This is a genomic window from Micromonospora luteifusca (genome assembly GCF_016907275.1).
In the GTDB taxonomy this organism is placed as follows: domain Bacteria; phylum Actinomycetota; class Actinomycetes; order Mycobacteriales; family Micromonosporaceae; genus Micromonospora; species Micromonospora luteifusca.
This window is the reverse complement of record NZ_JAFBBP010000001.1, coordinates 6,073,175-6,091,304: the sequence shown is the minus strand read 5'-3', so window position 1 is coordinate 6,091,304 and position 18,130 is coordinate 6,073,175. Positions and strand designations below refer to the sequence as shown.

Below are 18,130 nucleotides of genomic sequence, written 5' to 3'. Positions count from 1 at the left end.
AGACGCCACCGGCTGGTGAGGATGCGAAAGTTCGCGGGATCGCTTTTGATCGCGGCACCGAACCCTGCTGACAACATAGAGCTCAACGACTCCGGCGCGTTGATGTTCCGGGCCATCGACGGCAAGCGTTCCGTGGCAGAGATAGGCGAGTTGGTGGCCGCGGCGTTCGGCATTCCGGTCGACGAGATAATGGATGATGTTGCCGAGTTCGTCGCTGACCTGGGTGAGCGGAGGATCGTCGACCTGTTTGAGGCCTCAGACGCGGCACCCACCTCGGTGGACCGCTAATGGAGCCCTATCGGAGCACGTTCGACAACTGGAACGAACGGGCCAGTGTGCGCACCAAGCCGCGTCGATCACTGGACGACCCGCGCGACGTCCAGCTGTTCTTTCCCCCAGAATTTGTTCCGGCGGTGAGCCACCCGCTGGTCGCGGCACGCGGTCCTGAGGCGGCTCGGCGGATCCTCCTGCACTCCCTGTACCAGTATCTGCACTTCACCACGGTGCTGGAGCAGGTTGCCGTTCTGCCGGTCACCTGCGGCATCGCCACGGGGATCAGCGGGATTGACCTGCCTGCCGCGATGCGAACGGACGCCTTCAAGATCACCACGGATGAGGCATGGCACGCCCAGTCCGCTCACGAGTTCATCACGCACGTGTCTCGCGCCGTCGAGGTTCCCGCGGACACTGTCGTCGAGCCTCAGTTTGTACGGCGGTTGTCGGAAGTGCGCGAGACGTTCGACGTGAACTCTCGCTACCTTGTCGACCTGATGTTCGCGGTGGTGAGCGAAACGCTGGTCTCCGGGCTGCTCTCGGATATTCCGAAGGATCACCGACTGCCGGGTCCGGTGCGCGCGATCGTCGCCGACCACGCCGCGGACGAGGGTCGACATCACGCATATTTTCGTAAGGTTCTCGAACGGGTGTGGCCACAGTTGTCGCTGCAGGAGCGCCGGATGATAGCGCCCAGAGTGCCGGAGTTCATCCGAACCTTCCTCGATCCAGACAATGCGGCAGTGGCGTCAGCTCTGACCGCTACCGGTTTCCTCCGCCCTGACATCGACGAGATTCTTCGGACGTCTTATCAACCTGAAGCGGTTCTGAACAACACCCGTGAGGCATCCCAGGCCACGGTGCGGAGTTTTTCGCAGGTCGGGGCGATGGAAGATCCCGAAGTGCAGGACGCGTTCCAGGCTGCGGGGTTGTTGATTAGCCGTTGAGCCAGCGTTTACGACAGCGGAAAGGGGCCGGTCGCGATGCGCGATAAAAGACCGTTCAGTGAAGGGCGTCACCCATGAGAGAGGAGGAGCCGCCGCGCAGAGGCACCCTGGTTGCGGTGGTGGGCCTCGACGGCGCAGGTAAGACGACCCAGGTCCATGCCCTCGGCGACTGGCTCGCATCGCGCGGAGTGCCGGCCATGGCGCAGACGAGCGTATCGATGGCACCAGTACGTGCAGCGCTCACGAAAATTGCACACGAAGACGGGTTCTCCGATCATCTCGACATGATTGGAGCCGAGACCATGCGGCTGATCTCGGCGTGCTCCAAACTGGCCAGGGTCGCCGCCCTGCGAGAGTCCCTGCGTCACAGCAGCGACCTGGTGATCCTTGACCGATACACCTACTGCCAGTACGCGCTCGCCGTTGCTCAGCGGGTCGGCAGCGTGACTTTCCTTCGGCGAATGTTCGCTGGTCTTCCCCGTCCGGATCTGACCATTTTTCTCGACGTGGATCCGGAAGCCGCGGCGCGGCGAATAAACGATCGTGGCATCGACACCGAGGACGTGGTCTTTCTCAAGGAGTTCCGGGAGGCGTACCGTTCGCTTCCCGAATTTGATGATTTCGTGGTCGTTGATGGTAATGGCACACGAGAGCACGTGGCGGGGCTTCTGCGCGCGACGCTCCGATCGGCCTTCCCGGACAGATTTGAGAAGGCCGCCTAGGCGCAGAACATGACACGGATTTCACGATCAGATGATTTCCGCGGTAAGTGAGTGGCTCCAGCATCGATCCAACCCCAGCTGAGGAGAGAATGTGAACAGGTATCAGGGCGACACCATTGAGGACGGCATGTTCAGCCGGATCGGAACCTGCCACATGCACGTCGACGCCGGTGGATTCGCCGCTGCCGTCGACATCGCGAAGATGCTCGATGCCAAGCACCCCGTGCCGTGCAAGGCGGTTCCTGTTGTGGACCTGGTTAGTGGGCCGCAGCGCAAGCAGTCACCGGACGCCTACGCGGAACACCACCCCGCGCACGACAAGGATCCACAGGCTGACTCCTTCGCCTCGGTCTACCTCGGCGACGTGGCGCGGCTCTCCCTGGTGCCAGCGATCCTGAACGACGTCTACTTCGCGTACCCCCACGCGATCGTGGAGCTGGAGCAGGTGAGCTTCGCGATCACCTGGGACGGTCAGCCGAAGACGGTGCAGAAAGAGCACGACAGCGTGAAACTCGACGTGCCGGGTGCCCGGCAGATCGTCACGCAGGTGTCGTACGAGTACCACCACGGCTTCAACCTCGACCGGAGCGCCCCGCAGCCCGACCTCGACCAGTTGGTCGAGCATCTGGCCGGACGCGACGTCGAGTTCGGCAGCATCTACGTGTTCGATCGCGGCGACCAGCTCGCATACCGAACAAACTGCTTCACCGCGGGTGGGGTTGGCGACAAGCTCATCAAGGAGCGGCAGATTTGCGCCGAGACGGTCGCGGAGCTGACGGGTAACGAGACGCGCGTCAAGACGGTGCTGGAGAAGGTCCTCGGCATCTGGCAGCCCGCACGCTAGTTGAGCGCGACACCCGAGGCTGCCGGCCATACCGTTCCGCGCGGCGGCCGAACGACGACGCGGGGAGCGGCGGACATGAATCGGACGGGGAGCCGGTGAGCGGGACGTTGATTGATTGGTCGAGCACCTTCTATAGATCGCCTGAGTTGGTGACGGGCAGGACGGTGCGGTGCGCGGTCGACGCCCCCCTACCGGCGGTGGCCTTCCTGGAACGTGTCGGTGTGGCGGAGGTCCAGTTCACCGGTGAATTGGCCGCCGCTCACGCCTCGATCCTGTGGGATGAGATCGCGTCGTGGCGCACGTCGGCGGACGGCGGCGCCGGCCCGCCGCTCGGCGAGGAGCTGCTGGCCAACGCGTGTACGGCCGACGGTTTCAAGCGCGCCGCCGAGCTCGGGACGATCGGACTCGGGCTCGTCCGCGGCGAGTTCCTTTTCGCCGTGGCGGTTGCGGCGCTCGTCAACCAACAGTTCGCCGGAGGTGGCACGGTCGCCGACGCGTTGGCGAGCGACGGGGAATGGCGGACTCTCTGCCGGCTGCTGGCTGATCAGCGGCTGCGTCGCATGCTGGCTGAACAGCTCATGTTCATCCTGGACGCGGCGAATTCCGCCTTCCCTCCGTCCGCTCCGGTGTTCGTCCGGTGTTTCGACTACGGCGACGCCTACAGCGGCACCGGCGGCGGCCAGCGTGGCGCGGCCCTGCTGCTAGACCAACTGCCCGAGGCGGTGGGTTTTCTTGCGAAGATCGTTGCCGAGGCGCAGGCTCGTCATGCTGTCCGGTACGTGTTCGCGATGCCGATGGTGGCCACCTACGCGGAGTTGACGGAGACAGTGGCGCTCGCGGGTCGTGGCGGTGTCACCTTCGCGGCGTCTCCCGACGACCTCACTCGGCCGGGCTTCGGGTGGGAGGTCGAGACCCCGGCCGCGTGTCTCTGTACGGGGCTCTGGAGTGACCACCTGAAGCGGGAGTACGGAATCGTCCCGGCGCTGTGTGGGATCGGCACGAATGATCTCACACAGTTCACTCTGGCGCGTCCGCGCCGTAAGCCGGTTCGACTGGTCGACGCGCGTCATGAGGCACACCCTGCGGTCCTGGCACTGCTGGGCAGGCTGGCCGACGACTGCACCGGCCGAGGGATCAGCGCGGTCCTGTCCGGGGCCGCCGGCGAGGACCCCGGATACCGGGCGTTCGCGCGGCAACTCGGTTTCCTGGTGTCCTGCCCGATACCCGCGTTGATGACCGCGGCACACGATCGCCTGACGCCAGTGTTGACGCAGGCGGTGGCGGCGGATCGGCTCGTTGACGCATACGGTGTTGCCGACGCCATCGGGCGGGGGATCAACAGTGCCTGAGTATGAAGCGGCGACCCCCATCGCGCCCGGTGTGGTGCTGGCCCGTTGTCCCAAGCCCCAGAGCCACACCGGCATGGTGACGATGGTGGCAATCGACGCGGGAGCAGGGGGCGTGCTCCTCGTGGACAGCGGGATGTCCGAGTACATGCCGACGGCACTGAGCCCGGCGCTCACCCTGCTCGGCAGAGGCGTCCGGGACGTGACCGCGGTGTGCAGCACACACGGCCATCGTGACCACACGGGTGGCAGCCCGGCGATCCGCGAGGTCAGTGGTGCGCGTTCCTACTTCTCCCCGCACGACACTGACCTCGCCGGTTTCGCGCCCGACGTGCCGGTGTCCGGGGGTGACCGGATCATCCGGGGCGACATCACCCTCGACGTGATCGAAACGCCGGGGCACACTGCCGGCAGCGTCTGTTTCTACGAACCGGTCCGACGACTGCTGATCGTCGGCGACAGCGTGCAGGGCACCGGATCCGCCCGGAAACTCCCGGTCTACTACGGCTCCGGCCGCCAGTACCGGGCCAGCATCCGCAGTCTTCTGAAACTGCGGATAGACCTGATGGTGGTCGGTCACCCGCTGGAATGGCAGGGGGGCCGCACCAGTGTGTTTCGGGGTGCCGACTGTCAGGGAATCCTCACCGCCAGCCTGCGAGCCTCGGAGGTGATCGCGGCGGCGACCGAGGCGGTGCGACGGGCGTCGCTCACCACCGACCTCCTAGCGAGTCGTTCGGCGATTTTGAGCCGACTGGCGGCCGCACCGACCTTCGCGCATTTCGATCCCGGTGAGCCTGTTGAGGAGGACACTGACGCGACGCTCCTCAGCGAACTGGGTGACGTGACGGGCTCCGGGAAGCCCTGACTCAACCAGGGTTGGCGGTTGTCACCAACAACTCCTCGATGGCGAGGGTGGCCATCTCCGCTCGTTTCCTGCTGCAGAAGGCCGTATCCACGAGGATCGTCAGCGCGCCTCCGTCGCGTACCATGATCAGGAATTTGATGTTTTGCTGCCGAATGCCCTCCTCCCAGCGGAAGACGGTTGCCGACCGCAGGTCCGCGATCTCTGCGGGATCCGCTGCGGCCTCCGCCGGCCGGGTGTCGGTCCGTAGGTCATTGAAGAAGTACGCCAGGTCCACGCTCTCTCCGCGGGCCTGCCCGAGCCGATCGAACAGGGCCTCGAACTCGGCGAAGTCGAACTGCGAATGCCGGTACGCCTGCATCCCGGCCCGCCACGCCTGAGTGACGGTCGTCGCGAGGGAGGATCGGTCCACGTCCAGGACGACCAGTCCGGTCTGCGTCATGTTCGCTACGGAGCGGATCCTCTCCCGTGCCCCGCGATTGCCGGCCGTGAGCTGCATCGCGACCCGGTCCGTGCCCAGCAGGTCGCTCAACACGTGGGCAACGGCCGCCAGCAGGACAGCCGACGTGCCGGTGGAGAGCCGCCGGGCGATCGCATCGGCGGCGGGTTGGATCGCGGCGGACGTCAGGGTGCCTCGCCAGAACCGTGGATCGTCCGGATCGTGTTCGGGCCGGCGCGCTGCCACGGGTAACAGGTCAACCTTCCGCTCCCAGAAGTCGAGCGCTCGGCGACCGAGCCGTTGACCGGCCTCGGACTGTTCGAAAGCGGCCCTCTCCATTGGCTGCTGGCACTCGTCCACCGGGTCGGGTGGGGCTGCGCCGAGAAGGAATGCGGCGAGGCAGCGATTGACGATGGGAATGCTGTTCGCGTCGCAGGCCACGTGCGAAGCGGCCCATACCAGGCCGACAGGTATCCCGTCGCGAATGACGATGGCGCTCCGAAAGGGCAGTCCGGCCGGGTCGAATGAGACACCGGCCACGTCGAGCCGCGCGGTCTCGATCGCTGCCTCGTCGTCCCGATCAGTGGTGTCCCAGGCGTCCACCCATCCTGGACCGGTGGTGAGACGTTGGAGGAGCCGTCCGTCCGCCTCCTCGACAATGACGGTCCGCAGCGATTCACAGTGGACGAGAAGCCGGCTGACAGCGGCGAGCACGCCGTCGAGCGTGACGCCAGGCGGCACGATGACGCCGCCGGACTGATTGAGCTGCGCCGTCGCGGGTTCCAGCGTGCGCAGCACGAGGTACATGTAACCCTGGCCCCAGGTGGCTGTGGCAATGCCCGATCGACCCTCGTCCCACCTGACCGTCCAGCGTCCAGTGCTCCTCATCGGGTGCTCTCCAGGAGCGGAACCGCACCGAGCAGGTCGTTGAGCCAGGTCTGCGGCGTTCTGGCGAGGACCCGACGCCTCAGCTCCGCTGATCGGCCAATGCGATCCGACCGGCCCATCCGGTACGCCCGCCGAATACCACCGGCCGTGTCCGCGACGTCGAACGGGTTCACGCTGATCATCAACCCGGGAAACTCGCTCATGATCCCGGCGTTCTCGGAAACGATCATCACGGGATCCGCGTCGCTCAGAATCGCCGCCTCCTTCGCGGTGATGTTCAGCCCGTCGAAGGTGGGTGTCACCATCACACCATCCGCGACGCTGAGCGCAGCCAACGCGAGGGCCCGGTCGGGGGTCGCCGCATCGGGAGAGACGAACAACTGGACAGGCTCCCGGCCGGCCCGGCCGAACTCCGCGTTGATGCGCTTCGAAACGCGCAGACAGTCGTCAAGGTAGAGGCGATATTCCGGCATCCAGTCCCGGGTGGGGGTGAGCACCCAGGGAAACCAGACGTGGTCCGCCACGGTGGGGTTGTCAGTCAGGAAACGCTCGACCGATTGCAGGCCGCGCAGCGGGTTCTTCCACAGATCCGCCCGCTCTACACGGGTGAGCATCCACCGGCCGGCCGCCTCGTCGCGCAGGTGCGCCCGCCACCACTCGTACCGCGGGTCCAGCGTCTCGACCAGCAGATCGTCGCGGTCGATCGCGGCCGGTGCGACGACCGTCCGGCACGTCCGATTTTTCCAGCGTACGGCGTCGGGCCGGACCTGCGCGCCGGGCAGCCACCGTGCGCAGCACGCCAGGAACGCGTCCGCCCACCGTCGTGAGTGGAAGCCCACGACGTCGAAGTCCACCAGTGCGGCGAGTAGCGCTTCCCGCACCGCGACGGGCAGCATGCCGAAGTAGTCGGGATCGCACCACGCCACGTGATGGAAGTAGATCAGGGGTGCTTGCGGCGCTTTGCCCGCACGACGCAACATGGCTGCCACAAGCAGCAGGTGATAGTCCTGCACCAGAATGGGGCAACCTGCGGCTTCCTCGGCCAGCGCGGCCGCGAACTGCTCGTTGACCGCCTGATAGGCCGGCCACGCGGCATAGGCCGCACCGTCGAGATCCGCCGCGCTGCTCCGGTCATGAAGGTAGTGCAGCAAGCGGGCCAGTACGCCGACTGAGAAGTCCTCGTAATGGCTCCGGGCGAGGGCGGACGGCACGGCCAGCGGTCGCAGTCTCATCGGCGCCGCATCACCGATACCGGACAGAGGCACCGGGGCAGCCTTCGCCAACGCGCGGTCGGCCTCCGAGCGGGCGGCGTACACCCAGGTGCCGCCGTGTCGGGCGAACGCGGGGAAGACCGTGGGAACCAGGCCGTTGGGGCGGGTCCGGGTGAAGTCGTATCCGGAGGATCCGCGCGGGTACGCCGTCACCGGACCTCGGTTGGAGCAGATGACGATCGGCCGTGCGGTCATTGGTCAGCACCTCGTCTTGACGGGGACCCGGGGGACGAGAAGGACACGCTACGATCACAGCCGTGCTGCCAAGCCCTCACCGCCACTGGGAGGAGTTCGCGCCCCGGATGGCCACAGGTGGCCTGTTCTTTGACTTCGATGGTGTGCTTGCTCCGATCACGCCGGATCCCCCGGCCGCGCGGCCCGTTACCGGCGTCGTGGCGGCGCTTGCCGCACTGTCCCGCCAGGTGCGGACAGTGGCGGTGGTCTCGGGCCGTCCACTCGGCTTCCTGCTGCCCATCTTCGCGGAGCTGCCTTCGGTCGACCTGCACGGCGCCTACGGCATGGAGCACCGGCTCGCCGGCGCCACCGCGGTTGTCCACCCGGCGGCCGAGCAATGGATTCCGGTGCTGCGCGCGGTGGTCGCTCTCGCTCGCCGTGAGCTTCCCACGGATCTGACCATCGAGGACAAGCGGCTGACGGTGGCGTTGCACTACCGCCGCCACCCCCACCTCGCGGCGATGATCGGCGATTGGGCTGTTGCCGCGGGTGAGCGGTTCGGTCTGCGTGTGCACACTGCCCGGATGGCCGTCGAATTCTTTCCGCCGGTCGAGCGCGACAAGGGCACCGTGCTGCGTGACGAGACGGAGAAGCTCGACGGTGCCTGGTTCTTCGGCGACGACCTGGCCGATCTCACGGCCTTTCGCGCGCTGCGGTCGCGATCCTCGGCTGATCCCGGGTTCCGTGACGTGTGCGTCGCCATTTTCAACCCGGAGACCGGGACGGCAGTCTCGCAGAGCGCCGACTTCACGCTGGCCTCGCCGGAATCGCTCCGCGACTTCCTCGTCGAGGTCACACAAACGCCGAGCTGACCCGTCGCCGAAGGAAGCTGCTGTCGGGCGTGGCCCGGTCACGAGCCGAACCCGTGCGCCCGATTGATGGCCAGCGCGTCCTCTTTGATCTGCCGTTGCTCGGGCAGCCGCCCGTACGCCATGCAGTAGACGGGCCAGGTGGACGCGGCCGACCGGAACGACGTGGGCACGAAGCCGCCGACTCCCGTTGCGGCCAGACCTCGTTGGGTGGCCTCGAGGTAGAGGCACTGGCCAACCATCCCGGCGGCGAGGATGGAGGAGGCGACCAGATCGGTGACCGGCGCCTGCCCGCCCGGCAGTGGTACCGAGAGCGCAACGATGTGGTCGGCGGTCACCAGGTGCTGTTGATGAAAGAGGTTGTCCATGGTGAATTTCCCGACGTCAGTGGCCCGGGAGAACAGGGCGCTCTCGACGGGCGGCAGGATCTCGGCCCATCCCAGCGCTCGACTGTCCGCCGCTCCCGCCGTTACCACCGAACGGACGTCCTCGGGTGGTAGGCCGGAGACGAAGGACGCCGCCGACCGCCGCCGCCGCAGTTGGCGTGCCAGGCGGGCGGCAACCTCGGAGCCGGTGCGCACCGGAAGGTCAACCGGGGGGACTTGCCAGTGCGCCAGCAGCCGGCGAGCGAACAATTCCTCGTACTCCCCAACCTCTGCCACCTTCGCGTCCGACGCCAACCGCTCAAGCCACCACTGCGGCTCGCCGGCGACCACGGGCCGCGCGGGCACACCAGACAACTCCGCGATCGGAAAGCGGCCCACCGGAAGTGCGGTGTTTGCGGTCCCGAGGGACAACGCCGTGGCGTCGGTCGCCACCATGCTCGCCCCGATCTGCATGTTCACCAGCGCGTGACCCGCGTCCAGCAGTGTGTATGCGAGCCCGCGCGAGCCGTACTTCCGGACGGAGAGCCAGGGCCGCAGCACGAGCATCACCCGCGGCGCGCTGCGGAACGGCTCGACGCTCGTGGTGACCACCCGGCGGCGGACCAGGTCGACGTGACCGAGCGCTCCGGTCACGTCGTCGTGCGCCCACAACTCGAAGGGGTAGATGGCCCCGGCCGATGGTGATGTCCAGCCCTCACTGTTCCGCAGGAGGATGCCACGCAGCATCTCCAGTGGACCGGCGAACTCCGCGTCACCCGTCCGCAGTTCGACCACGGGACCACGCCCCACCGGGACGGCGATGTCGCGCCAGCGCAGTGTCTCGACGGTCCGGTCGTGCACCAAAAGGTCGCTCCTGTCCGGCCCGTCCCCCGCGTACGCCCTGAAGGTGCTCATCTATGATCCGACTCGCCCGCGGCGACGCCCTGCATGGCCCGGCTCTGTGCGGCGAAGTGTGCCTCCTGAAAGGCTGTCTTCTTTCCGACGGTCCACGCCTGCGAGGCGTGCAGCGGGTCCAGACGGCCTCGCAGCCTGGGCACGACGAACCGGGCGAACAACTCCAGGCTGCGTTGCTGCGCCTCACGTGGTGCCCAGTTCTGGATGCTGATCAGCAGGCAGCCGAAGCCGCCACAGGTCTTCGCCAGCTGGGAGATCTGCTCGACGCACTCGTCCGCGGTCCCCGCCACAATGCCGCCGGCTTCGACCGTTGCGTCGAAGGCCTTCCGTGACGCCTCCGCTGCCCGTGACATCGGCAGACCTTGCGTCTCGATACGAAACTCCTGACGGTGCCGCACCCAGCCGGCGTAGATCTCCTCAAGCGCCTGCTCCCGGCTGTCCGAGACGTGTACCGGGATGGTCAGGCGCCAATTCTCGCGATCCGGCACCGTTCCAGTCCCCTCGGCCGCGTCCTCCAGACGGCTCCACTGCTCGGCGAGGCGGTCGAGACCAAGGCGGTCGCGTCCGGGCCGCACGATGCCCCATGGGGGAGCCGCGTGCGACAGCGCGTTGACGCCCAAGCGTCCGGCCAACTCCATACCGAAGGGGCTGGCGGCGCTGGAGACGACGACCTCGATACCAGCCCGGTCCAGTGGGCCGAGCTGCAGTTGTGCTTCGTGCAGCGCGAACCAGTCGCTCTTGCGGGTAATCCGTCCACCGCTCAGGAGCTCGACGATCACCTCAGTCGACTCTGCGGTTCGGCGGCGGGTCTCGCCCGCGTCGATGCCGAGCATGTACATGTCGCCGACGTAGGAACCGGCGCCGACACCGAGGATGAAGCGTCCGTCCGTGAGGTACTCGAGCAGGCGAGCGCGCTCGGCGACCATGAACGGGTTGTGGTAGGGCAGGCTGACCACGCCGGTCGCCAGCTTGATCCGCCGGGCCAGTTGAGCGGCGGCTGCGAGGAACACCTCGGGGCTGCCGATCAGCGTCCAGCCGCTCGAGTGGTGCTCGCCCACCCAGAACTCGTCGAAGCCGAGGCGATCGGCGAGTTGGACAAGTTCAAGCTCGTACTCGATCAACGAGCGTGGGTCCTCGCCGATGGGATGCATGGGCGAGACAAAGCATCCGAACGTCGTTGGCAGAAGCATCGAGGATTCTCCTTGTCAGAGAGGATGTTCAGGTGCGACGCGGGCTGCGGGTCTCCGCCGGCTCGACGTCGTCCGTTCCGGCTAGCACAGCCACCTGGGTTGGCTCGGGCACGGCCACCGTTTCCGGCAGCGGCGCTGTGGACGAGGCCGACCTCTCGGCGACGAATCGCACGCCAAGCCAGACGAGCACGAAGAGGCCGATGATGATCACAGGGACGTTGGTCATCCGCCAGCCGAGTGCGTTGTAGATCGCGCTGGCCGACAGTGAGGCCATAACTGCGGCACCCGAGGAGACGCCCTCCACCGCGGCCTGGACGCGCCCGCCGCGGCCGGGTGGATAACAGGCGATAAGGTACGCGCTACCGCTGAGGAACAGGAAGTTCCAGCCGAGACCGTTGAGCGCCAGATCAGCGAGGAAGTGGTAGTGCCCGCTGCCGGCGCTGCCGATGACCGCTCCGATGAGCAGAAGAGCGCAGCCGAGTACGGCGACGGACCGCCGCCCGATCCGCTGCATCAGCGCGCCGCTGAAGATCGATGGCGCGAACATGCCGACGAGGTGCCACTGGATGATCGAGGCACCCTGGTGCATCGAGTGGCCGGCCTGCTCGCTGCCGATCGGTCCGACTGCCATGATCATGGTCATCGTGGCACCGGCGACCGTCAGCACCAGCAGCGCTGTGGTGAAGTTGGCGGAGCGGACGACCTCGCGTATCGCAACGGGCTTCACCGACGCATCCTTGGGCTGCGCCTTGGCCACCTCCCGTCCCCGGGTAACCAGCAGGACCAGTGGGATGCTGGCCAGCGACAGCAGCGCCACCATCAGATACGGCCCGGCGAACTGGGTGCTGATGAAGTCGACACTCGCCGTGGCGAGGAACGGCCCGCCGAACGCGGAGAGCAGGCCGCCGAAGAGTACGAATGACAGGGCGCGCTCGCGGTAACCGTCGGGTGCCAGGTCGGCGGCGAGAAAGCGGATGTAGCCCCCGGTTGCCCGGTAGAGACCCACCAGACCGGTGCCCACGCACAGCAGGAAGAACGAGTGCTGAACGACCGCGTAGACCGAGAGGCCGCCACCGACCACGGCCGCCGCCGCTCCAATGATCATGACGGCGCGGTAGCCGATCCTGCTGGTGAGCAAGCCGGCCAGGACCGAACCAACGGTGGCCACGATAGTGATCATGGCCAGGGGCAGGGTGGCTAGCTCGATGCGTGGTGCCAGGTGGAGACCGACGACCGCGGTCAGGGTCAGGTCAATGCTGACCGTACCGAAGTAGAGTGCCTGGCTGAGCGATAGTAACCACGTGGTACGTCCCACGGCGGTGAGCCGGCCCAGCCCGCGAGCTGCCGGGCCGGCGCCGTCGATGTCGGTCTTCACGGTCACTCCCTAAAGGCGTGCGGCGATCGCCGCACGCTGGATCTGGTTGGTGCCCTCGATGATCTGGAGCAGTTTGGCTTCCCGCATCCAGCGTTCCGCCGGGCTGTCCTGCGTGTAGCCGTACGCGCCGAGTACCTGTACTGCGTCAGTCGTGACACGCATGGCGACGTCCGTACTGAACAACTTCGCCTGGGCCGCCTCGACCGACACGTCGTGCCCGGCATCACGGCGCGTCACGGCGTAGTGCAGCAACTGCCGGGCCGCCTGGATCTGCGTTGCCATGTCGGCGAGCAGGAAGCTCACACCCTGGAACTGGATCACCGGCTGACCGAACTGGATCCGCTTCTTCGCGTAGGCGACGGCGTACTCCAGCGCGCCCTGAGCCAGACCCACCGCACATGCCGCCAGGCCGATCCGACCCTGCACGAACACGTCGGAGGCGACCAGCATTCCTCGATTCGGTCGCCCGATCACCCGATCGCGAGGCACAAGGACATCGGTAAAGGTGATGGTCGCGGTCGGCAGCGCGCGTACTCCCATCTTGCGCACCGGGCGATGGACGCTCAAGCCCGGTGAGTCGGCGTCGACCAGCAGGCAGGTGATGCCACCAAGTCCACCGCCGGCGGTACGGCAATAAACGTTGAACACACCACCCACGTTCGCGTGCCCCACCCAGGACTTCTCGCCATTGAGCCGGTACCGGTCGCCGTCGAGCACCGCCGTCGTCTCGAGGTGTGACAGGTCCGAGCCGGCGTTCGGCTCCGAGAAGCAGTTCCCGCCGATTACCGCACCGGACAGCATCGTCGGCAGCACGTCGTCCCGCACGTGCGTACCGCCAAAGCGGGCTGGTCCGACGGCGGCCAGCACCTGCAGATGCACGGACTCGGCGACGGCCAGCCAACCGCTCGCCAGCGTCTCGATGGCGCGGCAGAACACCAGTCCGCTGCGACTCTCCGGCAGGCCGAGCCGGACGAGGCCGAGCTCGCACAGCCGGCGGACGAGCTCACGGGGAAACTCCTTCGCCTCCTCCGCGGCGTCGGCACTCGGCCGCAGCTCGTCGCGAGTCAGCCGCACCACCTCGTCGAGCAGGGCGGCTCCAGCCAGTTCCGTCACGGTCATATCGGCTGCTTGACCGAGCGGACGGGCTTCCAGAACGCCGTGTCAGGCCAACGTCTGGCCACCTGCCCGGCGCAGAAGTCCCAGTACGACCGGACCGACAGATCCGCAAAGTTGAACGCCCGCTTCGCGTCGACGTCGTCGCCGCTGGATGAGTGATAGCCGCCGGGCACCTGCTCGGCCAACAGCTGCAGCCGGCATGCTCGCTCCAAGAGGTGCGCGAGGACCGTGGCGTGCCGTAGGGACTTGCCGACGACCACACCGCCGTGATTACGCAGCAGGGCGGCTGGCGCATCACCGAGGGCCTTGGCGACGCTCTCGGCTACCGGCAGGTCCAGGATGGTGTTGCTGGTCAGCGTGTACCGGGGCAGGCGTCCCTCGAACATCGCTCCGTCATGCGACACGGCCCGCAGCTCCAGATCGGTCGCGCCAAAGACGAGCGTGTACGCCGCGTGACTGTGCACGACGGCGTTGACGTCGGGGCGCGCCTGGTAGACGGCCTGGTGGAGGACGAGTTCCGGGGGTGCGAGGCGATGTGGCGGTGCACTCGGATCGGTGCTGGCGACTACCAGGTCCTCCGGAGTGCATTCCTCGAAACCCGTCACGGCTGCCTTGATCAGGAAGCGGTTCGAGCCGGGGATCCGGGCGGAAACCTGCCCCTGGTTGAAATCGTCGTGCCCGCCGATCGACAGCGAGCGAGCGGCGATGGCGACCTGAACGCGGAGGTTGCGTTCAGCCGCCGACAGCGACTCAGTGCTGGGGGGAGGCGGCATGTGGAACACCTTTCGCAATCAGGTCGTCGTAGATGTGGTGTGCGGTAACCAGCCCCGCCGGAGCGGTCGACACCCAGGGCAGGAGCAGCAGCGCTCCCCGTACCGCCGCACCGATCCCGGTTACCGCGTGTGCGATGGTGACGGACTCGTCGGGCAGGTCGAGCTGCACCGCGTGATCGCTGACCGGGTGCCCGGCGCGCACACTCGTCAGGTCGGCGGCCGGCGCGCCGGAGGACTCGCGCCACACCTCGGCCAATTCCGTCGCTGAGGCGCTAGGACGGTCTGCCTTGGTGATCGGGTGCCGTTCCCACACCGCCGCGACCGGCAGCACCGGAAGGGACGGGCCGAGGCTCGCCACCGCCTCCAGCAGCCGGATCTGGATCCAGTGTCCGATCGAGAGGTTGGTCGCCCGTACGACCGGCACCTCCCTGCCTAGCTGCCGCAGTCGGTCGGCGTGAGCATCCGGCACCGCCGACACGGCGTAGACCAGCGCCGCAGACCATTGCCGGCACAGCCTCACCGTCCGGTCGAAGCACTCGGGCCCGCTCACGTCGAACACCACGGTGGGCGGCTCCTGGACAGCCCAGCCCGCGCGGCTCGCCCGCAGCCCGATGGGAACACCGGCCGACTCCAACGCGGAGCAGAGCGCAGCGCCGAGCCGCCCCGTGGCCCCGACGACGCCCGCGACCGACGCACTCGATCCGGTCACTGCGCCTGCTGAGCGTGGATGAACCCGACGATGCCATCGACGGACCCGAGGAACGTGGTGTCCTCCTCCAGGTCGATGTAGAGACCGAACTCGTTCTCGACCGCGTCGATCAACTGGAGAAACGAGAGCGAGGTGAAGCCCTTCTCCAGGAGATTGCTGCTGGCGTCCAAGGCCTGTTGCGTCGTGACGGTGCCGTTGGACGCCGCCGCGATCAGCTCGGCCACACGGTCGTGAAGGATTTCCTGGGCCTTCATCGGTCTCCTCCGGCTGGTCGGGTCTCAGTGAGCAGTGCGGAGAGCGCCACGGCGAGCGGTTTGCCGGCGCCGCTGCGTGGGATACGGTCCGTGAAGGCGATGCGTTCGGGAACCTTGAACGCCGCCATGCGGGACAGGCAGAACCGGCGTACCTCCTCGACGGTCAGTGCGCCATCGGCAACCACCGCTGCTGCGATGACTGCGGTGTCGCTCTGATTCGTCGCCCCGAAGACGACACAGTCCCTCACTGCGGGATGCGTCCGGATGACGTCCATGATCTCTTCGGCCGAGACCTTGCGACCGCCGATGTTGAGGTGCTTGCCGCTGCGTCCGGTCAGCCTGAGCCGGCCGTCGGTCATCGATCCCTCGTCACCCGTGCGGTAGAAGCCGTCCGCGGTAATCCGGCGCTCCATCTCACCGGGGTAGTTGAGGTAGCGCGAACCCATCGAGCGGCTCCGCACCTCGAGTTCGCCGTGCTCCGCGCCCGGGCCGTCCGGCGATACGACCCGTACCTCGACTCCGGGCAGGAGCGCACCCTGGCCACCGCCAGGCCGTGGATGGGGGTCGAAGGTGAGCGGCCCGGTCTCCGCGATGCCGTAGTAGTCGGCGATCCGCACCCCGTCATGCTCGGCCACAGTCCGGGCAGTGTCCTCGGACAGCTGGGCGGCGGAGGACAGGGCGATCCGGATGCCCGTCATCGGCGGTCGGCCACCAGCGCGGCGGGCAAGCCCGTCGTACAGCGCTGGAAAGCCGACCAAGATGCTCGGCTGGACGGTCGCCACGTACCGCTGCACATGGCTGGCGCTAGGCAGCCCGCGAGGCAGCCACAGAGAAGCACCGGCCAGGAGGCCGGGAATCAGCGAGGTGTTGAAGGCGAGGCCGTTGTAGAGGCCGGCGAAGCAGAGGATCACGTCGTCGGCGTGCAGGCCGCTCACCTCGGTCCAGGCGGCGGCCGCGTTGCGGACGGCGGAGCCACTGAACTCGATGCAACCCGGTGTGCGTGTCGAGCCCGAGCTGAAGCGGCACACCTCGGTGTCCGGCAGCAGGTCTGGCGCGGGCTCCGACCTCGTAATCGGCTGGATGGTCAGATCCGCCTCGGCATTGTCCCCGTCGGTGATCGCGGCATCGATGCCGCAGGACTCAGCCAACCTGCCAGACTCGTCGGAGCTCAACGCCGGGTCGACCAGGAACGGGACAGCCCCCGCACGCAGTACGGCCAGTAACGAGACGACATAACGGGGAGAACTGCCCGCCTTGAGGGCGACACGACGCCACCCGCGGGCCGCGATCTCCCTGGCCGTTGCGGCCGAGGCATCATCCAGTTCCCGATACGTCATCTGGTGCGTGAGGCTGCCGACCGCGAGCCGATCGTGATGCTCGCGCAACACCGCGTCGAGTGCGTCGCTCAGTTGTCGGGCGGTCACATGCTCTCCTTTGCCGTCCCGAGGGCCATCAGGTAGAGGACCTGGTCGTCGACGTCGAGCCGGCCGGCGCGCGACCAGACGGCCTGATCGAACCGGCCAATGGTCAACACGGCCACCCCGGCGCCGGCTGCGCCGAGTTGGATCAGGTGGGCAGCGCACCCCGCCCGGAACAACGCCGCCCGCAGCAGATCAGGACGTCCGTCGACGACGATGCGACTGGCGGGATGATGCAGCAGGACGAAGGCCTGGGCATCTCCGGCGTGCTCCTGACTGCCGCACGCCCGCACCAACTCCTCCGTGCACAGGTCGTCCGGCCACGTCACGACATCGCCGTACGGGGCGAGGCGCGCGCGGACCCTCTCGTCCACGTCGTAGCCCGGGCCCAACACGACCGTCGCGCGCACCTCGCCGACGTCCGTCTCCCCGAAATCCACCGGCAGCCGGACTTCCAACACCGACAGTGTCCGCAACAGCGTCCGGGCCTCCAGACGAGGACCGTCGAAGCGACGGCACGACCGTCGCGCCGCCGCCCATCTCCGCCACCGCCGCCAGTCGTTCGACGACTCACCGGGGGTGGACGCAAGCGCGGTCCGGACCGGCGCCGACGGGGGCGGGTCACCGCGTTGGAGCGTTCCGACCAGGAACGCCCAGCACAGCGCCTCCACCGGATCAGGCTCCGGAAATGCGCCACGCCCGTGGGGCACCCGCACCGCGACGGGTGCCGGATCGACGACGTGGCTGGGGTCGAAGGACAGCACCGAGTGAATCTCGTGGAAGGGAGGAACGGCGGCCTCCGCCGCCGCTTCGATGGCGCACGGGTCAGGTCCGACGCGCAGCACGGGACGCCAGTGCGACGGAGTGGCGCCAGTCAGGTTCACCGCGGCGTGCGCCGCGTCGAGCTGCGTGTAGAGGTAGCCGCGCGGACCGTACTTGCGCATCGACAGCCACGGCCGGAGCAGCAGCAGGACGTGGCAGGAGCGGCCCGATCGGGCGGGATCGAGCGCGGTCGCGAGCGCGGCGGCCTGGCCGGGTGGCACGTCGGCTCGGATCACCTGACCTCTGCCGGGCAGCCGGAACACCTGCCAGGAGGATTCGACGATGGTCACGACAAGGACCGTGAATGGGTATATGCCACCGGCGGACGGAATTGGCCACTTGCCATTCGCATCCGGGAAGAGTGAGCATGCGATCAGATCTACGGCCTGCCGTATGCCATAGTCGACGACTTTGATCGTGCCGTACTCCGGCGTCGACTCCGTGTATTCAAAGGCATTCCAGGCCGCTTTCACAGAACCCGACCAGCCGGGTTGAGTAACGGGCTTCAACACCTCGATGGTTCCCAGGCATGCGACATCGATCCCCCGATTGCAGTCG

The 18,130-nt window shown here is 67.4% G+C and carries 18 protein-coding genes; 7 read left to right on the top strand and 11 right to left on the bottom strand.

The genetic code is table 11. From position 1 onward, the window contains the following. Window positions 1–21: 21 nt before the first annotated feature. The 6 genes from JOD64_RS27590 to JOD64_RS27565 all read left to right on the top strand — a co-directional run bounded on the left by JOD64_RS27590 (window position 22) and on the right by JOD64_RS27565 (window position 4,997). Window positions 22–288, top strand: a complete 267-nt coding sequence (locus JOD64_RS27590; RefSeq protein WP_204944911.1) for a PqqD family protein — start codon at window positions 22–24, stop codon at window positions 286–288. Further along, window positions 288–1,220, top strand: coding sequence for a diiron oxygenase (locus JOD64_RS27585; protein ID WP_204944910.1), 933 nt, complete (start codon window positions 288–290; stop codon window positions 1,218–1,220). The genes JOD64_RS27590 and JOD64_RS27585 overlap by 1 nt, the downstream gene beginning before the upstream one ends. Window positions 1,221–1,294: 74 nt before the next feature. Continuing rightward, window positions 1,295–1,942 (top strand): dTMP kinase, encoded by a 648-nt coding sequence (locus JOD64_RS27580; RefSeq protein WP_204944909.1) that lies wholly within the window; start codon window positions 1,295–1,297, stop codon window positions 1,940–1,942. A 91-nt stretch (window positions 1,943–2,033) separates the two neighbouring features. Beyond that, a complete protein-coding gene (locus tag JOD64_RS27575) occupies window positions 2,034–2,786 on the top strand; it encodes a hypothetical protein (RefSeq protein ID WP_204944908.1) in 753 nt (250 codons plus the stop codon). A gap of 95 nt (window positions 2,787–2,881) precedes the next feature. Continuing rightward, a complete protein-coding gene (locus JOD64_RS27570) occupies window positions 2,882–4,135 on the top strand; it encodes a putative PEP-binding protein (RefSeq protein ID WP_204944907.1) in 1,254 nt (417 codons plus the stop codon). Further along, complete coding sequence (locus tag JOD64_RS27565; RefSeq protein WP_204944906.1) at window positions 4,128–4,997, top strand: MBL fold metallo-hydrolase; 870 nt, start codon at window positions 4,128–4,130, stop codon at window positions 4,995–4,997. Before JOD64_RS27570 ends, JOD64_RS27565 begins: the two co-directional genes overlap by 8 nt. 1 nt (window position 4,998) lies before the next feature. Here JOD64_RS27565 and JOD64_RS27560 read toward each other — a convergent pair whose 3' ends face one another. Further along, entirely contained in the window at window positions 4,999–6,321 is a 1,323-nt protein-coding gene (locus JOD64_RS27560) for a condensation domain-containing protein (RefSeq protein WP_204944905.1), read from the bottom strand. Continuing rightward, entirely contained in the window at window positions 6,318–7,787 is a 1,470-nt protein-coding gene (locus tag JOD64_RS27555) for a trehalose-6-phosphate synthase (protein ID WP_204944904.1), read from the bottom strand. Before JOD64_RS27555 ends, JOD64_RS27560 begins: the two co-directional genes overlap by 4 nt. Before the next feature lie 62 nt (window positions 7,788–7,849). On the opposite strand from JOD64_RS27555, the gene otsB reads away from it, so the two are divergent. Then, the gene (otsB, locus tag JOD64_RS27550; RefSeq protein ID WP_204944903.1) at window positions 7,850–8,638 is read left to right on the top strand and encodes a trehalose-phosphatase; all 789 of its coding nucleotides are present in this window, start codon (window positions 7,850–7,852) and stop codon (window positions 8,636–8,638) included. Window positions 8,639–8,676: 38 nt separating this feature from the next. On the opposite strand, the gene JOD64_RS27545 is transcribed toward otsB, so the two are convergent. Genes JOD64_RS27545 through JOD64_RS27505 form a run of 9 tightly spaced genes read right to left on the bottom strand, consistent with a single transcriptional unit; the run spans window position 8,677 to window position 18,084 of the window. Next, window positions 8,677–9,915, bottom strand: coding sequence for a nitroreductase family protein (locus JOD64_RS27545; RefSeq protein ID WP_204944902.1), 1,239 nt, complete (start codon window positions 9,913–9,915; stop codon window positions 8,677–8,679). Then, the gene (locus JOD64_RS27540; RefSeq protein ID WP_204944901.1) at window positions 9,912–11,105 is read right to left on the bottom strand and encodes an LLM class flavin-dependent oxidoreductase; all 1,194 of its coding nucleotides are present in this window, start codon (window positions 11,103–11,105) and stop codon (window positions 9,912–9,914) included. Before JOD64_RS27540 ends, JOD64_RS27545 begins: the two co-directional genes overlap by 4 nt. A gap of 28 nt (window positions 11,106–11,133) precedes the next feature. Further along, window positions 11,134–12,480, bottom strand: coding sequence for an MFS transporter (locus JOD64_RS27535; RefSeq protein WP_204944900.1), 1,347 nt, complete (start codon window positions 12,478–12,480; stop codon window positions 11,134–11,136). Between the two features lie 9 nt (window positions 12,481–12,489). Continuing rightward, the gene (locus JOD64_RS27530) at window positions 12,490–13,599 is read right to left on the bottom strand and encodes an acyl-CoA dehydrogenase family protein (RefSeq protein ID WP_204944899.1); all 1,110 of its coding nucleotides are present in this window, start codon (window positions 13,597–13,599) and stop codon (window positions 12,490–12,492) included. Continuing rightward, a complete protein-coding gene (locus JOD64_RS27525) occupies window positions 13,596–14,369 on the bottom strand; it encodes a class II aldolase/adducin family protein (RefSeq protein ID WP_204944898.1) in 774 nt (257 codons plus the stop codon). The genes JOD64_RS27530 and JOD64_RS27525 overlap by 4 nt, the downstream gene beginning before the upstream one ends. Then, complete coding sequence (locus tag JOD64_RS27520; protein WP_204944897.1) at window positions 14,347–15,078, bottom strand: dihydrodipicolinate reductase C-terminal domain-containing protein; 732 nt, start codon at window positions 15,076–15,078, stop codon at window positions 14,347–14,349. The genes JOD64_RS27525 and JOD64_RS27520 overlap by 23 nt, the downstream gene beginning before the upstream one ends. Then, complete coding sequence (locus tag JOD64_RS27515) at window positions 15,075–15,332, bottom strand: acyl carrier protein (protein WP_204944896.1); 258 nt, start codon at window positions 15,330–15,332, stop codon at window positions 15,075–15,077. Before JOD64_RS27515 ends, JOD64_RS27520 begins: the two co-directional genes overlap by 4 nt. Beyond that, a complete protein-coding gene (locus JOD64_RS27510; RefSeq protein ID WP_204944895.1) occupies window positions 15,329–16,756 on the bottom strand; it encodes a class I adenylate-forming enzyme family protein in 1,428 nt (475 codons plus the stop codon). The genes JOD64_RS27515 and JOD64_RS27510 overlap by 4 nt, the downstream gene beginning before the upstream one ends. Then, a complete protein-coding gene (locus tag JOD64_RS27505) occupies window positions 16,753–18,084 on the bottom strand; it encodes a nitroreductase family protein (protein WP_204944894.1) in 1,332 nt (443 codons plus the stop codon). Before JOD64_RS27505 ends, JOD64_RS27510 begins: the two co-directional genes overlap by 4 nt. Window positions 18,085–18,130 lie beyond the last annotated feature (46 nt).